This is a genomic window from Burkholderia sp. AU19243, assembly GCF_018148075.1.
Classification (GTDB): domain Bacteria; phylum Pseudomonadota; class Gammaproteobacteria; order Burkholderiales; family Burkholderiaceae; genus Burkholderia; species Burkholderia latens_A.
Window position 1 is genome coordinate 124858 of sequence record NZ_JAGSTV010000015.1, and the last position, 17886, is coordinate 142743.

The 17886-nt window shown below is 68.8% G+C and carries 14 protein-coding genes; 8 read left to right on the forward strand and 6 right to left on the reverse strand.

Annotated elements, in window-relative coordinates:
- Nucleotides 1-39 precede the first annotated feature (39 nt).
- From KDW55_RS24335 to KDW55_RS24350, 4 genes are all read left to right on the forward strand, one after another.
- On the forward strand, nucleotides 40-279 hold the full coding sequence (locus tag KDW55_RS24335; protein WP_059546269.1) for a DUF3311 domain-containing protein: 240 nt from the start codon (nucleotides 40-42) through the stop codon (nucleotides 277-279).
- On the forward strand, nucleotides 276-1754 hold the full coding sequence (locus KDW55_RS24340) for a sodium:solute symporter (protein ID WP_069242637.1): 1479 nt from the start codon (nucleotides 276-278) through the stop codon (nucleotides 1752-1754). Before KDW55_RS24335 ends, KDW55_RS24340 begins: the two co-directional genes overlap by 4 nt.
- 81 nt (nucleotides 1755-1835) lie before the next feature.
- Nucleotides 1836-3230: an amidohydrolase family protein gene (locus KDW55_RS24345; RefSeq protein ID WP_212198058.1), complete on the forward strand. Its 1395-nt coding sequence runs from the start codon at nucleotides 1836-1838 to the stop codon at nucleotides 3228-3230.
- A 129-nt stretch (nucleotides 3231-3359) separates the two neighbouring features.
- On the forward strand, nucleotides 3360-3743 hold the full coding sequence (locus KDW55_RS24350; RefSeq protein ID WP_040139195.1) for a hypothetical protein: 384 nt from the start codon (nucleotides 3360-3362) through the stop codon (nucleotides 3741-3743).
- 113 nt (nucleotides 3744-3856) lie between these two features.
- Here the strand turns inward: KDW55_RS24350 and KDW55_RS24355 are convergent, their stop codons facing one another.
- The 4 genes from KDW55_RS24355 to KDW55_RS24370 form a co-directional block, all read right to left on the reverse strand.
- On the reverse strand, nucleotides 3857-5419 hold the full coding sequence (locus tag KDW55_RS24355) for a methyl-accepting chemotaxis protein (protein WP_212149269.1): 1563 nt from the start codon (nucleotides 5417-5419) through the stop codon (nucleotides 3857-3859).
- A gap of 464 nt (nucleotides 5420-5883) precedes the next feature.
- Nucleotides 5884-7362 carry an alkaline phosphatase family protein gene (locus tag KDW55_RS24360; protein ID WP_209825667.1) on the reverse strand — a complete coding sequence of 493 codons (1479 nt, stop codon included), beginning with the start codon at nucleotides 7360-7362 and terminating at the stop codon, nucleotides 5884-5886.
- A gap of 532 nt (nucleotides 7363-7894) precedes the next feature.
- Complete coding sequence (locus tag KDW55_RS24365; protein ID WP_212160517.1) at nucleotides 7895-9130, reverse strand: cyanate transporter; 1236 nt, start codon at nucleotides 9128-9130, stop codon at nucleotides 7895-7897.
- Nucleotides 9131-9257: 127 nt separating this feature from the next.
- Nucleotides 9258-10115, reverse strand: a complete 858-nt coding sequence (locus KDW55_RS24370) for a helix-turn-helix transcriptional regulator (RefSeq protein WP_212198059.1) — start codon at nucleotides 10113-10115, stop codon at nucleotides 9258-9260.
- A 95-nt stretch (nucleotides 10116-10210) separates the two neighbouring features.
- On the opposite strand from KDW55_RS24370, the gene KDW55_RS24375 reads away from it, so the two are divergent.
- The gene (locus KDW55_RS24375; protein ID WP_059546276.1) at nucleotides 10211-11104 is read left to right on the forward strand and encodes an SDR family oxidoreductase; all 894 of its coding nucleotides are present in this window, start codon (nucleotides 10211-10213) and stop codon (nucleotides 11102-11104) included.
- A gap of 50 nt (nucleotides 11105-11154) precedes the next feature.
- On the opposite strand, the gene KDW55_RS24380 is transcribed toward KDW55_RS24375, so the two are convergent.
- Nucleotides 11155-12531 carry an FAD-containing oxidoreductase gene (locus tag KDW55_RS24380; protein ID WP_059546278.1) on the reverse strand — a complete coding sequence of 459 codons (1377 nt, stop codon included), beginning with the start codon at nucleotides 12529-12531 and terminating at the stop codon, nucleotides 11155-11157.
- Nucleotides 12532-12954: 423 nt separating this feature from the next.
- On the opposite strand from KDW55_RS24380, the gene KDW55_RS24385 reads away from it, so the two are divergent.
- Nucleotides 12955-13593: a LysE family translocator gene (locus tag KDW55_RS24385; protein WP_040140950.1), complete on the forward strand. Its 639-nt coding sequence runs from the start codon at nucleotides 12955-12957 to the stop codon at nucleotides 13591-13593.
- Nucleotides 13594-13735: 142 nt separating this feature from the next.
- On the opposite strand, the gene KDW55_RS24390 is transcribed toward KDW55_RS24385, so the two are convergent.
- A complete protein-coding gene (locus KDW55_RS24390) occupies nucleotides 13736-14947 on the reverse strand; it encodes a hypothetical protein (protein WP_059546281.1) in 1212 nt (403 codons plus the stop codon).
- 464 nt (nucleotides 14948-15411) lie between these two features.
- Here KDW55_RS24390 and KDW55_RS24395 point away from each other — a divergent pair, with 464 nt between their 5' ends.
- Nucleotides 15412-16161: a DUF3348 domain-containing protein gene (locus KDW55_RS24395; protein WP_212149266.1), complete on the forward strand. Its 750-nt coding sequence runs from the start codon at nucleotides 15412-15414 to the stop codon at nucleotides 16159-16161.
- A gap of 10 nt (nucleotides 16162-16171) precedes the next feature.
- Nucleotides 16172-17886, forward strand: a 1715-nt coding sequence (locus KDW55_RS24400) for a DUF802 domain-containing protein (RefSeq protein WP_212149265.1), incomplete at its 3' end; no start/stop codon positions are given.

Genomic DNA, 17886 nt, shown 5'->3' on the forward strand with positions numbered 1-17886 from the left:
GGTCCTGACGCGTTCACGCGTGCCCCGAAGGAGTCAACGATGAAATTCAAACTGTTGCTGGCGGCGCTGCCGTTCGTCGGGATGTACACCGGCGGCGCGCTCGCCGAAGTGCGGCCGCTGCTGTTCGGCCTGCCGTTCCTGCTCGTGTGGAACCTGCTCTGGATGGCGGCCACCGCCGCGATTCTCGCGATCCTGTTCCACCTCGACGAACGCGATGCGCGCGACGGGCAACGCGAACGCGACTTGGCCCGCGACGGCCGCACGGGAGACGCGCGATGAATGCATCGATCATCATCATCGCGGCGTTCGCCGTGTTCGCGCTCGCGATCGGCGTGATGGCGCGGCGCGGCCGCAAGCTCACGCTTGAACAGTGGGCAGTGGGAGGGCGCGGTTTCGGTTCGCTGCTCACGTTCCTGCTGATGGCCGGCGAGGCGTTCTCGACGTTCTCGTTCCTCGGTGCGAGCGGCTGGACCTACAGCAAGGGCGTGCCCGCGTTCTACATCCTGTCGTACGGCTGCCTCGCATTTGTAATCGGCTACTGGATGCTGCCTGCGGTGTGGCGCTACGCGAAGGCGCGCGGGCTCGTGTCGTTCGCCGACTACTTCGCGTCGAAATACGACAGCCGCGCGATCGGCGTGCTCGTGTCGGTGGTCGCCGTGTTCGCGATGGTGTCGCTGTTGATGATCCAGCTTCGCGGCCTCGGCGTGATCGTGTCGGAGATGTCGTACGGGCTGATTCCGCAGGCGGCCGCGATCTGGATTGCCGCGACGCTGATGGCCGTGTACATGGTCGTGTCTGGCATTCACGGCTCGGCGAGCATCGCGATCTTCAAGGACGTGCTGATTCTGGCGATCGCGATCTTCCTCGGCCTGTATCTGCCGATCCACTACTACGGCGGCCTGGGCGAGATGTTTGCGAAGATCGACGCCGCGCATCCCGAACTGCTGCGCATGCCCGAGCACGGTTTCAACCTCAGCTGGTACAACTCGACGATCCTGCTCACGTCGCTTGGCTACTACCTGTACCCGCACGGCTTCACCGCGATCTACGTCGCGAAGGACGAACGCGCGTTGCGCCGCAACGTGATCCTGATGCCGCTGTACCAGGTGCTGATCGCGTTCCTGTTTCTCGTCGGCTTCGCGGCCGTGATGACCGTGCAAGGGCTCGAAGGCGCACAGACCGACCTCGCGCTGCTGCGGCTGGTGAAGCAGACGTTCCCGGCATGGTTCGTCGGCATCGTCGGCGGCACGGGACTTTTGACCGCGCTGGTGCCGGGCTCGCTGATCATGCTGAACGCATCGACGACGATCGCACGCAACATCTATCGGGAAGGCTTCGCACCTCACGCGACCGATCGCCAGGTAACGCGCGTCGCGCGGATCGCGCTGCCGATCTTCACGCTGGTGGTCGTGTATTTCGTGCTGCGCGGGGGCGCGACGTTCGTCACGCTCGCGATCTTCTCGTCGAGCCTGCTCACGCAGCTCGTGCCGATGCTCGCGTCGAGCTTTCTGAAGCGGCCGTTCGGTACGCGCGAAGGCGCCTTCGCCGGGATCGTGGCCGGCGCGATCGTGATCGCGATGACGAACTACTACGGCGTGACGCTCGCGTCGCTGTTCCCCGGCGCGTCGAGCACGCTGACGTCGATCAATCCGGGGCTCGTCGCGCTTGTCGCGAACGCAGTAGTGTTCATCGCGATCAGCGCGGTGCAGCGCAAGCTGAAGGCGCGGGTGTCCGCGCCGGCCCGCTCCGCGTAACGACCGCTGCGGCCGGCCGCCGGGCGGTTGTTCCGCTCGGCGGCATTCGCATCATTTCGAACCGAAACAGGACTCCAGACGATGACCACCGACGACAGGCACGCCGACCGGCGCGAAGCAATCGATACGCTGATCGCGAACGGCTGCGTAATCACGATGGACCCGCAGCGCCGCGTGATCGGGAACGGCGCGGTTGCGGTAAGCGGCGATCGTATCGTCGCGGTCGGCGACACCGCGGAGCTGCAGGCGCGCTACCGCGCCGCGCGCACGATCGGCGGCGCGGACGGCGATGCATGGTCGGCCGCGGCCGAAACGATCTACACGCGCGCATCGGACGAGGCGTTCTGGGAAACCGAATCGCATCTTGCGGCGCTCGAGCGGCTGAAGGCCGGCGTGACGACGGGTGTGTCGCTGCTCGGCGGCGGCAATTCGATCATGCGCGTCGACGATCCGGTCTATGCAAGGCGCCATTGCGATGCTGTGGTGCGCACCGGCACGCGCTCGATCGTCGCCGTCGGCCCGTCGCGCCCGCCCGCGCCGCGCGCTTATACGCGCTACACGCCGCACGGCGCCGATACGAAAGACATCGATTTCGACACGATGTACGACGTGTGCGAGGACATCGTCGACGCGTGCCACGGCGATGCCGGCGGCCGGATCAGGATCGCGCTCACGCTGCCGGTGTACGGGCCGCAGCACGATCCGGAACTCGCACAGTACGAGCGCGAGTTTCGCGACCAGGCGGCGCGCTATCGCGCGCTCGCGCGTGAGCGCGGGCTGACGTTCACGCAGGACGGCCATCGCGCCGGCACGCTCGCGTTCGCACATCGCGAGCTCGGGCTGCTCGGCCCGACGTCGTTCATGTCGCACAGCATCGATCTGACCGACGACGACGTCGCCGCGTGCGTGGAGACGGGTACAGCGATCGTTCACAATCCGAGTGCGATCATGTCGATCATCGGCCGCTGCCCGGTGCCCGAGCTGATCGATGCGGGCGTGACGGTCGCGATTGCATCGGATGGCGCGGCGCCCGATCGCGGCTACGACATGTTCCGTCACATGTGGCAGTGCATGCACTACCATCGCCGCCATTTCCGCGACCCCGACGTGCTGCCGCACGGCAAGGTGCTCGAGATGGTGACGATCGATGCGGCGAAGGCCCTGTCGCTCGATCGCGAGATCGGCTCGCTCGAAGCCGGCAAGCTCGCCGACGTCATCCTCGTCGACCTGTTCCGCCCGCACATGATGCCGATGAACATGCCCGTGCACCGCGTCACGTGTTTCGCGAATGCGGCCGACGTGTGCATGACGATGGTCGGCGGGCGCGTGCTGATGGAGGATCGCCGTGTTCTGTCGGTCGACGAAGGCGAGATTCTCGAACGCGTGATGACGGTAGCGGACACGATGATCGAGCGCAGCGGCCTGCATCATCTGCTCGACGCGCCGAAGACGCTGTGGCGGCGTAGCCGCTACTGAGCGCTGTCGCGCTCGCGGTGCTTCGCACGGCGGCCGGTCGGCGCGGCCGGCCCCAATAGGGGCGGTTTTTTTGCTATCTCCGTTGACGGGGCGTGCTAGGATTTCCGTCAAACAACTCCGGAGACTGCTATGCCGTTCATCTGTGAAAACGTTGAATGCCGTGCCGTGCTGGCTCGCGGGCAAGTCAAGGCCAGTCACGAAGACGCCGGGTGGTGCTTTTACTGCCCGGACTGCAAGGCCCGGAACGAGTTGATGGAGGTCGGCGTGCCAGGCGGTCCCGTCGAGTTGATTCAGCCGGAGCGAGCCGGTCCGCCGCACCGCATCATTGCGACGGCCCGCGTGCTGGAGGACGGCCGCTTCGCGGCGCAACTGCGCGTTCAGCGTGCGCTTCCCGTGAAAGGCACCTACGCGGCCGAAGAGCGCTGGGATGAGCTCGGCGTATTTCCCGATGCACAGGAAGCGGTCGCGCACGCGAAGTCGTTCGCGACGGACCTGTTGGCACGGGCCGCGTAGCCGCAAGCCGCCCGCCTGCCGATCCGCATGCCGCCGTCACGGCACCGCGCTGCGGCCCGATGTCGCGACGTGCGGTCGCGCCGGCGCGCGAACATGTCGGGCTGCCGCGCGCGTCATGCCGCCGCGCTTTCGCGCAGCCTGAACTGCGCGACTGCGTCGCTGAGCCGCGCGCCCTGATCTTCCAGCGACAGCGCCGCGGCAGCGGCCTCTTCGACCAACGCGGCGTTGCGCTGCATCGTCTGCTCCATCTGGATCACGGCCGCATTCACCTGTTCGATGCCGGACGTTTGCTCGTCGAACGCGATGCTCGTTTCGCCCATGATCGCGTTCACGCGCTCGACCGCCGCGACGAGTTCCGTCATCGCTGCGCCGGCGAGCGCGACGAGGCTGCTGCCGTCTTCGACGCGTTGCGTCGAATCGCCGATGAGTTCGCGAATTTCCTTCGCGGCCGACGCGCAACGCTGCGCGAGCCCGCGCACCTCCGTGGCGACCACCGCGAAACCACGCCCCTGTTCGCCGGCGCGCGCCGCTTCGACGGCGGCGTTCAGCGCGAGGATGTTCGTCTGGAACGCGATGCTTTCGATTACGCCGACGATGCCGGAAATGCGCGCCGAGCTGTTCGATATCGACGACATCGTTTCGACGACGCGCTGCATCGCATCTCCGCCACGCGTCGCGATCCCGGCGGCGCCTTCGGCGTAAGTGCGGGCGTCGCGTGCGTTGTCCGCGTTCTGGCGTACGGTCGCGGTCAGCTGCTCGACACTTGCCGCCGCCTGCTGCAGCGACACGGCCTGCTGCTCCGTGCGCGTGGACAGATCGACGTTGCCGCTCGCGATCGTGCGCACGTCGCCGACGATCGTCTCCGTGCTCGCGCGCACCTGCGTGACGGTTTCGACGAGACCGTCCTGCATCCGCTTCAACGCGCCCAGCAGATACGCCATTTCGTTTTCGCCACGAATGGCGACAGTGCCGGTCAGGTCGCCTTTCGAGATCCTGTCGAACTGCGCGACGGCCAGATGGATCGGCGCGATGATCGCCTTCGCGAGCACGCGCTGCGCAATGAAGCCGATCACCAGTGCGAACGCGGCGACGGCCGCCATCGCCCACACGATCCGGTGGAAACGCTCGCCGGCCGCGTCGTAGCGCGCCTTCTGGCGCGCGACCTGGAACGCTTCGAGCGCGTCGATCGCATCCTGGTACGCGGTGAAGAGCGCGGGCGGCGTGTTGCGGTGCGTGTCGAGGAAGTCGAACGAATTGTCCTGGTCCAGCTGCGACATCGCCTTCAGGAATACCTGGTCGAGCAGCGTGCGGCGCCGGCTCTGCAGCGTATCGAACAGCGTTTGCTCGTCGGCGTCGCGTGCATGCAGCCGCGCGTACGCATCCAGTTCGTCGTTGCTTTGCTTGAGAAGCGTGTGCAGCTGCGCGATTTCCGTCTTCGCGGGCTGTCCGGCGCTGATGATCTGCGCGACGTCGCTCACGCGCTCGCGCAGCACGAGCATGCGCTCGGAGCTGGTTTTCAGGTGCAGCAGCGACGCGGTGTCGTCGCGGTACATCGCCTCGAGCGAGTTGTTGCCGGCGTAGAGCGCGGCAATGCACGCGGCGACGACCAGCACGAGCAGCGTCGTATAGCCGGCGATAGTCGCGACGAGTCCGCCGCGGATGGTGAGTTTTCGCATGACGTTCCCTTGCCGGCGGCCCGAAGGGCGACCGACGGCGGATATGAATTCCGGATCACGAACGACGAGCGGCGCCGCATCGCAGTGCGGGGCGCCGGGATTGCGTACGGGATAACGGCACGCGCGGGCGAACGGTTTTGTCTGCACGCGACGTCGATCTGAGCGTGCGCGACACGAGGATGTTCGGGATCCGGGAACGGGGGAACGAACGCGTCGTTCCGGGAAACGGCAACGCGCGGGGCGTCGGGTGCGCATCGCCGCCCGGCATGCACCGGAACTGCTTGGTGCGCCCGGTTATCGGCCGGCGATTTCCGCGCAGTCGCAGCGCCGGACGGAACGCGCGCCGTACGTGAAAGCGCCTGCCTGAAGGAAAGACGAAGAGACGCAGTGCGCGCGGCGCATTCGTGCGGCGGTGCGCGGACAGCCGCACCGGATACGATCGCAGCTGCCGCGCACGCGCGAAATCAGCTGCCGGTCTGGAACCCCAGCGCCGCCGCCTTCGCGCGCAATTCCGAGAAACGTTCGGCGGTCGGATTGGCCGCCATTTTCGCCGGATCGACGCCGGATACCGAGCTGGACGGCGAAGGTGCGGTGGCGCCTGCGCACGCTCCCGCGAACGGCCCCTGCGCGACCGAGAACGCCGGCGCGTCCGTGCGCGGTGCGCCGCCCAGATCGAGTGCGTACGCGAGATTGAAGGTTGCCGGATCGCTGCCGCGCACGCCGAGCGGCTTCAGTCCGAAGCGCCACTGCAGCAGCGCGTGAATCGAACTCGGATCGAACGGATAGCGCGTTACCGTGCCCGCGCGGACACGCGGACCGAGCAGTGCAAGCGGCACGCGACAGCCGAGCTTGCCGTCGTTGCCGAGTGCCAGCTCGTTGTTGCTGATCGGCCGGGTCGGCGGTACGACGTGCTCGAGAAAGCCGCCCCATTCGTCGTACACGACGATCATCAACGTGCGGCTCCACGCGGGACTCGTGCGCAGCGCGTCATACACCTGGTTCAGAAATGCCTGGCCGTTGCGGATGTCCGCATGCGGATGGTCGTCGGCGGACGTCCCTTCCTGCTCGCCCGCGAATGCCGGGTCGACCATGCAGAACGACGGCAGCGTTCCCGCTGCCGCGTCCGACAGGAATGACGAGAACGGGTGCGAGATGCCAACATGGCGCGTACCGTACAGCGCGGTGAACGGCACGTCGTGATAGTAGTAGTTGCAATCGACTTTGGCGTCGCTCAGGTTGTCCCAGATCGTGCGGAGCGACGAGGTGTCCACGGAGTCGGTGAGACGATCCGTGGCGCCGCTGTGCAGGTAAATGCGATTCGGAAACGTGTTGGCCAGGATGCCGGTGAAGTAAAAGTCGCCGATCGTGTAGCTGCTCGCGACCGCGCTGAAGAACGGCAGGTCCGCCTGCGTGTAGTAGCCGATCGGCAGCAGATCGCCCTGCGTCAGGCTCGTGCCCGGCGTGAGGAGCCAGCCGTTCATCTCGCCCGAAGCCAATTGTGTGCGGCCGCCCTGGTACGTGTGGTTCGGATCGTGGTACGCGCACGCCTGATAGCCGTACGCGGGATCGGCCGAGAGCGCGAAGGGCGCGTGCGTCGCGCCGAACGCATCCTTGAACTGCCGGTTGGCGGGCATGCCCTCGGCGCCCGGAACCCAGCTCAGGTAGTGATCGAACGAACGATTCTCCATCGTGACCAGCACGATATGGTCGATGCCGGAACTTGCGGGGTCGGGCAGCGCCGGCCGCGGCAGGCTGTAGCGGTTGCCCGCGTTAGGCGAGGGCGTGTCGCCGATCGACGGTGCGGCCGCGTTGCCGTCCGGGCTCGATATGTCGCCGTCGCCGCCGCCCCCGCAGCCCGGCAGCGCGACGCTGCCGGCCACCGCGGCAACTCCGGCGAGAAAACGGCGGCGATCGTAGCGCCGATATCCATTCGTATCGTCCATGACTGCGTCTCCTTCATTATTGGATGCGGCGCAGGCGAGCCCGGCACGCATCGCAGCCGCAGAGCGATGCGCACTCGCGGTCCCAAGGAATGCGAGCGGCGGAAACGCGCAAACCGCGTTCCCGTCAACGCCCGTTCATGCTTCTTCGCCCATGCGCCGCGGTGCGGGACCTCGCTCGCAGCCCGGCCGCACCGGTCATGCAGCGTGCGAGTATCGTCGCGCCGTTCGCGCGCACGCCGCCGACAATGCCATCGTCATACGTTTGTTCGACGCCATTGCGCGGCACGTCGAGCAAAAAGGAATCGGTGGCTCGCCAATGCAAACGGGCGCCGCACTCGTGCGACGCCAGCTGGTACGTGCGGCCGGCTGCCGCCGGTTGCGCTGCCGGTTCAGTTGTAAATGTCGAATGAGAAGTATTTCTTCGCGATGCGCTGATATGTGCTGGCGTGACGGCCCGCGCCCGGCCATGCGCGGGCCGCTGGACGTGCGCCCGGTGGTGCAGGCGCTCGCGAAGACCGGGAAATGCGGTGAGTCAGTGCCGGTGCGCGGCGGCCGCCATGCGCGCCATGCTGCGCCGGTAGCCGGCCGGCGAGAACGCAGCGTTGAGCGCGGCCATCGCCGCGACCACGCCGACATGCATCCACCATGCGATCGCGAAGCCGCCGCCCGCGTCGCGCAGCCAGCCGATCAGCCAGGGGCTCGCCGCGACGGTCAGAAAGCCGACGCCCTGCACGAAGGCGGCGAGCGCGCCCGCGAACCGCGCATCGGGCAAATGGTCGAGCGTGACGATCAGGCTCATCGAGAAGAAACCGCCCAGTCCCAGGCCGACGCTCGCGACCCAGAGCCACGGCGCGAACGCGGGCATCGTTGCGAACCCGGCGAAGCCTGCGGCCTGCAATGCGAGCGTGAGCCACAGCATGGGGCGGCGATCGGACGAACGTTTCGCGAGCAGCGGCATCGCGAGCGCGCCAGCCGCCTGGAGCAGCGCCATTCCTGCGAGCAGATTGCCGCTTGCCTGCGCGCTCATGCCGACGCTCTGATAGAACGCGGGCAGCCACGCGACGAGACTCGCGTAACCGCTATTGCTCAAGCCGAAGAACAGCGCGAGCTGCCACGCACGCGGAATGCGGACGAACGCGCTCACGCGCGCCGCTGCCGGCAGCGCATTCACCGCATCGGACGGCGCCTTCGCGCGCCACAGTGCGAGCGTGACGAGCGCGGGCAGCGCCCATACGGCGAGCGACAGGCGCCAGCCGCCGTGCGTGGCGAGCCACGGGCTCGCGACCGCGCCGAATGCGCCGCCGCCGACGAGCGCCGCCGAATAGAGGCCCATCGCGAGCGGCAGCCGGTCGACGAACCAGCGTTTCGCGAGGCCCGGCGCGAGCGACTGGATTACCGCGACGCCCGCGCCCGCGACGATCGCCGTCACGACGAGGTCCGCGCTGCTGCCGGCCCACAGGCGTGCGCTGCAGCCGGCTGCAATCAGTGCGAGCGCGGCGAGCATCGCGCGCGGTTCGCCGACGCGCCGCGCGAGCCGCACGCCGATGCCGGCGACGACGCCCATCAGCACGAACGGCAGCGTAGTCAGCAGCGCGGCCGCGCGAAAGCCGAGGCCGGTGTCGGCGCGCACGACATCGAGCACCGGGCCGAACGCGGTCAGGAACGGGCGCAGGTTGAGACCGGCCAGCACCAGCAGTAAGAGCGCGCTGCGGGACGCGGAAGCCGCGCGCGTGCGGGAAACGGCTTGCGCGGTGCCGGATTCGGTCATCGGAATGCTCCAGAGGACGGGCCGTGGCCCTGTGATGCGATGCCGAAAGGGTAAAGGCGCGCCCGTCCAGAGGAAAATTAAATATTCGACTGGTAATCAGTGCGGATTGCGATGGCGCCGCGCGCGCCTAGGCAGCCGGCGCGTGCGGTTGCCGTGCCGCGTCACGTGTTGCGACCAGCATCCGGATCCGTGCACGATCGGCCGGCGTCGCAGGCGTGAACACCACGAGCGTCAGATCGGGATGGCTGATCGCCGAGAACGCCGAGTATTCGAGCGCGATCCGGCCGGCCTGCGCATGGCGGATTTCCTTCGTTCCTTCGTGCTGGGAATGGATGTCGTGGCTGCGCCACATCGCGTCGAATTCGGCGCTCGTCGTACGCATCTCGTCGACGAATGCCTGCACTGCCTGCGTCGCACCGCAGCGCGCGACGTCGGCGCGAAACGCGCCTACCGCGAATCGCGCGACGCGTTCCCAGTTCGGTTGCGCATGGCGCACGCCGGCATCGCCGAAGATCAGCCGCAGGATATTGCGCGCGGGCGGCGGCAGCGTCGCGTAGTCGGTGAGCGTCGCGGCGGCCGCGTCGTTCCACGCGACGACGACCCACGTCGCCGTGCGCACGATCGCGGGGCTCGACTCGAGCGAATCGAGCACGTGCTGCAAACCGGGCGTCACGCCGTTGCTCGCGCGATACCGGACTTCCGGCGGATGGCCGACGCCGATCAGGAACAGGTGCTCGCGTTCGGCGTCGTTGAGCAGCAGCGCGCGAGCGAGCCGGTCGAGCACGTCGGCCGACGGTGCGCCGCCGCGCCCCTGTTCGAGCCACGTGTACCAAGCCGCGCTCACGTTCGCGCGTTGCGCGACTTCCTCGCGCCGCAGGCCCGGCGTGCGGCGGCGCGCGACGGGCAGCCCCAGCGCGGCCGGGTCGAGTTTCTCGCGGCGATCCCGCAGGTATGCGCCGAGCAGGTTGTCGGATGCGTCTGCCATAGCCTGTTAGTTCGTTTACCGGTAAACCGTCACGTCTTCACGGCGCACGACGGTCGACAGATAGTAAGCCTCCAATTCATCCGGAGGTATCGAACATGCGTGTCTTCGTTACGGGAGCGTCGGGTTTCGTCGGCTCCGCGGTGGTCGCCGAACTCGTCGCGGCCGGGCATTCGGTGCTGGGCCTCGCGCGTTCCGACGTGGCCGCGGCGGCAGTTGCGGCAGCGGGCGCCGACGTCCATCGCGGGTCGCTCGAGGATTTGCAGAGTCTTGCGCGGGGCGCCGAGGCCGCCGACGCGGTCATCCACACGGGATTCAACCACGACTTCTCGCGCTTCGCGGAAAATTGCGAACTCGATCGCCGCGCGATCGACACGATCGGCGCGGTACTCGCCGGGTCGGCGCGGCCGCTGCTGGTCACGTCGGGCCTCGCGCTCGTCGCGCCCGGTCGTGCGGCGACCGAGGACGATCCGCACGTGCCGGTGTCGCCTGCCTATCCGCGCGCGTCCGAAGCGGCCGCCGTCGCGCTGGAAGCGCGCGGCGTGTGCGCGTCCGTCGTGCGCCTGCCGCCGTCCGTGCACGGCGACGGCGACCACGCGTTCGTGCCGCGGCTGATCGCGTTCGCGCGAGAAAAGCGCGAGTCGGCTTATCTCGGCGACGGCGGCAATCGCTGGCCGGCCGTGCACCGGCTCGATGCGGCGCGCGTATACCGGCTCGCGGTCGAGCGCGGTGTCGCAGGCGAGCGCTATCACGCGGTCGACGATACCGGCGTGCCGTTTCGCGAGATCGCGGCGGTGATCGGCCGCCGCTTGAACGTGCCGGTCGTGTCGAAATCGGCTGAGCAGGCCGGCGAACACTTCGGCTGGTTCGCGAGGTTCGCCGGAATGGATGCGCCCGCAACGAGCGAGCGTACGCGTGCACTGCTCGGCTGGGCGCCGACGCAGCCCGGATTGCTGGCCGATATCGACCGGCCGCGATACTTCGAAGCGTGACGAACGCGTGCGTGCGGCCAGCGAGCAGGACGTCGCCGGCCCGCGATCGGTCATTGCACCGGATGCAGATCCTGCAACAGCGTGGGCAGCAGTTCCGACACGGTCGGGTGAATGTGCATCGCGCGGCTGATCGTCGTGTAAGGCGCGCCGGCGGCCATCACGTCGAGCAGCCCGTGCACCACTTCGTCGCCCGTCACGCCGAGGATCGACGCGCCCAGAATCGCATGGGTGTCTGCGTCGACGATCACCTTCATGAAGCCCTGGCTCTCGCCTTTCTCGACCGCGCGGCCGACGCGCGTCATCGGGCGCGTGCCGACCAGCAGCCGGCGGCCGGTCTGCTTCGCTTCGGCGAGCGTCATGCCGACCCGGCCGAGCGGCGGATCGATGTACATCGCATACGCGGGAATGCGGTCGGACACCTTGCGCGGATCGCCGTCGAGCAGGTTCGCCGCGACGATCTCGTAGTCGTTGTACGCGGTGTGCGTGAACGCGCCGCGCCCGTTGCAGTCGCCCAGCGCCCAGATGCCCGGCACGTTGGTGCGCAGTTGATCGTCGACCGTGATGTAGCCGCGCGCGTCGGTCGCGACGCCTGCGAGTTCCAGGCCCAGATCGTCGGTGTTCGGCACGCGGCCGACCGCGAGCAGCAAATGCGAGCCCGCGACTTCGCGGCCGCCGCCGGTGCAGTCGAGGCCGACCACGACACCGTCGCCGTCGCGCCGCGCGTTCAGGCAGTTCGCGTCGAGCTGCACGTCGATGCCTTCGTTCGCGAGAATGTCGCGCACGGCTTGCGACACGTCCTCGTCTTCGCGATGGATCAGGCGCGAGCCTTTCTCGACGATCGTGACCTTCGAGCCGAAGCGCCGGTACATCTGACCGAATTCGAGGCCGACGTAGCTGCCGCCGACGATCACGAGATGCCCGGGCAGAAAGTCGACGTCCATCATCGTCGAGTTGGTCAGGTACGGCACCGAGTCGAGGCCCGGCATCTTCGGAATCTGCGCGCGTCCGCCGACGTTGATGAAGACGCGCTCGGCCTCGAGCAGTTCATCGCCGACGCGCACGGCATTCGGGCGCTCGAAGCGGGCATGACCCTGAAACACGGACGTGTTGTCGAGGCCGCGCACCCATTGCTCGACACCGTGGTTCGAGCGGCCGGACACCCGGTCCTTGCGCGCCTTCACCGCTTTCATGTCGACGCTGACCGGGCCGACCGACACGCCGTACTCTTGCGCGCGCCGAGCGAGCTGCGCCGCGTAGGCGCTCGCGATCAGCGTCTTGGTCGGGATGCATCCGGTGTTCACGCAGGTGCCGCCGAAGCGGCCGCGCTCGATGATCGCGACTTTCATGCCGGCGCCCGCGAGCCGCGCCGCAAGCGGCGGCCCGGCTTGGCCGGTGCCGATGACGATCGCGTCGAAGTGTTGCGTCATGACGTCCTCCTGCGCTGGTTCAACGTGGGAACGGGAACGCGCAAGCCGCGTGCCGCAGCGGCGCGCGCCGGAACGGCGACGAGCGACTATGGTAGACCCGTTGGCCGGTGCGTGCGAGTGCCGGACGCGCGGCTTCGCGCGATGCTGCGTGGCTGACGCCCGGGCTCGCGAAGTACTCGCGGAAGATCGCTTCGACCGCGGCGGCGGCCCCGGATAGCGGGCGGCTCGGATATCGATCGCGGCTGGCTGGGCGAACGGGCGGGGCGGCGGCCGGCATGGCAGAACCCGGCTGCTTTCGGCCGCCCGCGAAGCGTGCCAGAATCAATGGCTTCATCGTCGGAAATCGACGCAACGCGACGCGACAATGTTGCGATCCGCCCCGCAGGCGCCGGCGCTTCGGCGTCGCTGATCAAGGAGACTTCGATGACTGCATCGGCTGCCGTACTCGCCATCCTGGCTGCGCTGTGGCTCGGCGCGATGATTCCGGGCCCGAGCTTCGTGCTGGTTGCCCGCAACGCGATCGGGTTGTCGCGCCGCGACGGGCTCGCGACCGCGCTCGGCATGGGCGTCGGCGGAATCGCGTTCGGCGGCGTCGCGCTGGCCGGGCTGTACACGCTGTTGCAGGCGGTCGAATGGCTGTACGTCGCGCTCAAGCTCGCGGGCGGCGCGTACCTGATCTACATGGCGTCGAAGATCTGGCGCGGCGCCGACCGGCCGATCGCGATGGACGATCCGCAGGCGGCCGTCGGCGGCAGCGCACGCAAGTCGTTCTGGACCGGCCTCACGACGCAGCTGAGCAACCCGAAGACGGCGATCTGGTACGGCAGCATCTTCGCGGCGCTGTTGCCGCAGCATCCGCCGCTGTGGTGCTACCTGGCGCTGCCGCCGCTCGTGTTCGGCGTCGAATTCGGCTGGTACACGATCGTCGCGCTGTGTTTCTCCACCCGCCGGCCGCGCGAGCTCTACCTGCGTGCGAAGAAGTGGGTCGACCGCGTCGCGGCGGGCGCGATCGCGCTGCTCGGGTTGCGGCTGATCCTGAACGCGCCGAAAGCTGGCATCTGACGGCGGGCGGGGCGCCGCGAACCCGATACTCGGTTTCATTCGTCAACGGCATGCCGCCACGGCCGATCGGTCTGGCCGATGGCGGCCGCGCGCGTCTGCGGCCGCTCCATCCGGTGCGCGCGCCGCGCAAGCTTGCGTCGCGTCAGGTTGCCGGAAACCGCGCGAGCAGCGCCGCGAACCGCGCTTCGTCCGGAAATGCCGTCACTTCATACCGCACCGGCTGATGCGCGGTGGCCGTCATCAGGTCGCCGCACGCGTGCCGCAGTTCCGCCATCGGCACGTGGGCCGACTGCCGCGTCGCTTCCCGGTAAAGCACGACGATGTCCGTATCGGGCAGTAGCGTCGGCACCCCTTCGCTCCACACGCCGACGCTGAACAGCTCGCCGTTCTGCCGCCGGTACACGGTGTAGCTCGCGACGAAGATGTCGACGCCGTTGCGCTTGTTCAGATCGTCCAGCAGCGTTCGTTGATCCTGGTAGTCGCCGGCGAGTTCGTCCACGCGCAGCGCGTGCAGCTTCGCTTCGAGCCCCGCCGGCACGAAGTTGCGCCACGCGGCACCGTCCCAGCGCAGCATCAGCGGCGGCAGCGGGCGCGGCTGCGCGCGTGCCTGTTCGGCCAGTTCTGCCATCGTCGCGAGGCCGGCTGCGTTGCGGTCGCCGGTGAGCAGCAGCACCGCGCGGTTCGGCGCCATCACGACCGGCGCGCCGGAAATCGGCTGGCGGTGCAGCAGATCGGTCAGCAGCAGCCGCGCGGCGTCGTAGTAATCGCCGAACTGCGACAGGAACACGCCGTCGCGCAGCGCCGCCCATGGCGCAGACGACACGCCGCGCAGGTTGTCGATCGCGATGTCGCACGCTTCGTCGAAGCTCACGCCCCATTCGGCGAGCCGGGCAGTGGTTAGCCGCGCGACGCTGAATTCGCCGTCGTACGCGATGCCGATCTCCAGGTTCTCGCACAGCGGCCGGAACGCGACTTCGGACGCGGCGGGCTGCCCGGCGAGTTGCAACGCGACGACGCCTCGCTCGGTCGCGCTGCGTATCACCGGGCGCAGACGCGTACGGACCTCGGCGAAGTCCGACGGAATCTCGTGCTGCATCATCGCGCTCGCCTGGCGCTTGAGCGTCGCTTCGCGTTCGGCCGGCGTCGCGCCCGCGTAGTCGCGGAACAGGTTGTGCAGGTTGATGATGTTCGATGGCGCGTCGGCCTGTACGAGACGGCCCTTGTCGTCGTCGTGAAGCCACTCCCGCGTGTCGCCGGTCGCCCGCAATGCGGCGATCAGGCGCTCGGCGAAGTCCTGCTGGGTCGGCGGTTTGCTGAAGCGCTCGCGCAGGCGCGCGACGAAGTCGGAGAGCATCGTGTGCGTTCGGGCAGGCCCGTCTCTTGTTGGTCTTTCGTTGTCATGGGCGGCGGCACCCGTTCGCGGGACGCTGCCTGCCACCCGCGGATATCGGCCGGATATCCGCGATGCGTCCGGCGGCCCGTCCGCCGGCAGCCGGGCGGCGCGGGCCCGCATCGGGGGCGCGATCGCGCGGCGGGTGTCGCGATGGTACCGCAGGTCCGCGACGGAATCGCGGTTTATCGAGCATGGCCGGATGGCTGCGTGCCGAAGCGCGACGCGGCCGCTTCGGTGCAGCCGGCGGTGCTGCGGGCGTTCGAGCCGCCGCCGGCTGTGCCGCGGCCTCGGCACGCGGCCGTGCAAGCCTTGTGCGGCGGGCGTTCGCGCCGGTTGCGCGGCGGGCGACGCCCAGCCGCTTCGCCGATTCTGAGGCCGACCGCCCGGCGACGTGTAAACTGCTGCCTTTTTTGACGGTTTGCAGCATGGTGCAAGCACCTCCGCGCCCTGCGCTGAGCGGGCCGACGCTCGTCCGGCTGCTCGCGCGCCTGACCGACGCCGACGTCGCCGAATCCCCGCAAACGCTGTCGGACCGCCTGAGCCAGTGGCTTGGCTGGACCGACGCGATCACGCTGTCGTCTGCGCTGAGCGCTAGCCCGCCCGGCGTCGCGGCCGGCGTGCGCGGTTACGATGCCGAGCGCGATTGCGCACGCGTGCGCCACGATCTCGCCCAGGCGATCACGGCCGCCCACCGGCCGCGCACGCGGCGGCGTCCCGGCGAGCTGCCGCCGCCGCCTGCCGATATGGCCGACTTCGCGGAGTTCCGGCAGAGCTGTCTGTCCCTGCAGCAGGAGATGGAGACCGCGATCGGCCAGTTGCGCGGCCGTCTGCGGGTCGCGCTCGCCGCGCGTTCGTCCGGGATGGCTCGGCTCGCGACGCTCGACGCGATCATGGAGCGCGTGCTCGGCGCGCGCGAGCGCAGCCTGCTGTCCGCGGTGCCCGCACTGCTCGGCGCGCGTTTCGAGCGGCTGCGCGACGCGGAGCGGCAGGCGCTCGTCGCTGCGCAAGCGGCGGCTGGCGCCGATGGCGACGCCGCCGCACCGCCGGCCGCGGCGATCGTGCCCGGCACGTGGCTCGACACGTTTCGCGACGAGATGCAAAGCATCCTGCTCGCCGAACTCGAAGTCCGGTTCCAAACGGTAGACGGGCTGCTCGCGGCCCTTCGCACCTGTTAATCGATACGCTATGTCCAGAATTCGTCTTGATCTCGTTGTCTTCATCGCCGGTTTGCTCGCAGTGGGCTGGATCGGCGCCGGTTATGTCGCGACGAACCCGCTCGCGACGGCCGTCACGCTGCTGATCGGCGCGTGCTACGTCGCCGGTGCATGGGAGCTGCTGCGCTACCGGCAGGCCACCGCCACGCTGTCGCGCGCGGTGGCTGGCCTGACCGAGCCGCCGGCGAAGCTCGACGCGTGGCTCGATACGCTGCACCCGGGGCTGCGCGGCGCCGTGCGTGCGCGCATCGACGGCGCGCGCGTCGCGCTGCCGGGCCCGTCGCTGACGCCATACCTCGTCGGCCTGCTCGTCCTGCTCGGGATGCTCGGCACGCTGCTCGGGATGGTCGTGACGCTGAAGGGCACCGGCGCCGCGCTCGAAAGTGCGACCGATCTCGATGCGATCCGCGCTTCGTTGATCGCACCGGTGAAGGGGCTCGGCTTCGCGTTTGGCACGTCGATCGCGGGTGTCGCGACGTCCGCGATGCTTGGCCTGCTGTCCGCGCTCGTGCGCCGCGAGCGGCTCGACGCGGGCCAGCAGCTCGACGCGAAGCTCGCGACGACGCTGCGCGTGCATTCGTCCGCGCATCAGCGCGACGAATCGTTCCGGCTGCTGCAGCGCCAGGCCGACGTGATGCCCGCACTGGTCGATCGGCTGCAGACGATGATGACGACGCTCGAGGCGCGCAGCATCGCGCTGCACGAGCGCCAGATCGAGAGCCAGCAGGCGTTCTTCGATCGCACGGAGCGCGCTTATGCGGGGCTCGCGTCGAACGTCGGCGACGCGCTGAAGGAGAGCGCGGCCGAAAGCGCGCGCGTCGCCGGCGCCGCGCTGCAGCCGGTCGTCGCGGCGACGATGGCCGGGCTGACGCAGGAAATGGCCGCGCTGCGCGACACCGTGACGGGCGCCGTTCAGCGACAGCTCGACGGCCTGACCGACGGCTTCGAGAAAACGACCGCGAACGTGACGACCGTCTGGCACCGTGCGCTCGATGAGCAGCGCCACGCGAACGAAGCCGCCGCGCACCAGCTGAAAACGACGCTTGGCCAGTTCACCGACACGTTCGCGCAGCGTTCGACGGACCTGCTCGACGGCGTCGCGACACGCCTCGAATCGACCGAAAGCCGCCTGTCCGATACGTGGCGCGACGCGCTGGCGCGCCAGGAGCAGGTCGGCGAGACGCTGGCCGGCCAGCATGCGAAGGCGCTGGGCGAAGCCGCCGCGACCTTCGAGCGGCATTCGGGCGCGGCGCTTGCCGAGATGCGCGAGTCGCACGCGCAGTTGCAGACGCAACTGGCCGCGCGCGACGACGAACGTCTGGCCGCGTGGCATGCGTCGCTGGCCGCGATCGCCGCGAAGCTCGGCGACGAATGGCAGCGTGCGGGTGCACACAACGCGGACCGTCAGCAGGCGATCTGCGACGCGCTTGCACAAACGACGCGCGATCTCGCTGCACAAGCGTCGGCGTTCGAACAACGCTCGAACGAGCTGCTGTCGACGATCCGCGATTCGCACGCGGGGCTGCAAACGCAACTCGCCGCACGCGACGAAGCACGCCTGTCCGCGTGGAACGAATCGCTTGCGGCGATGGCGGCGAAGCTCGGGGACGAATGGCAGCGCGCAGGCGCGCACAGCGCCGGCCGTCAGCAGCAGATCTGCGACGCGCTTGCACAAACGACGCGCGA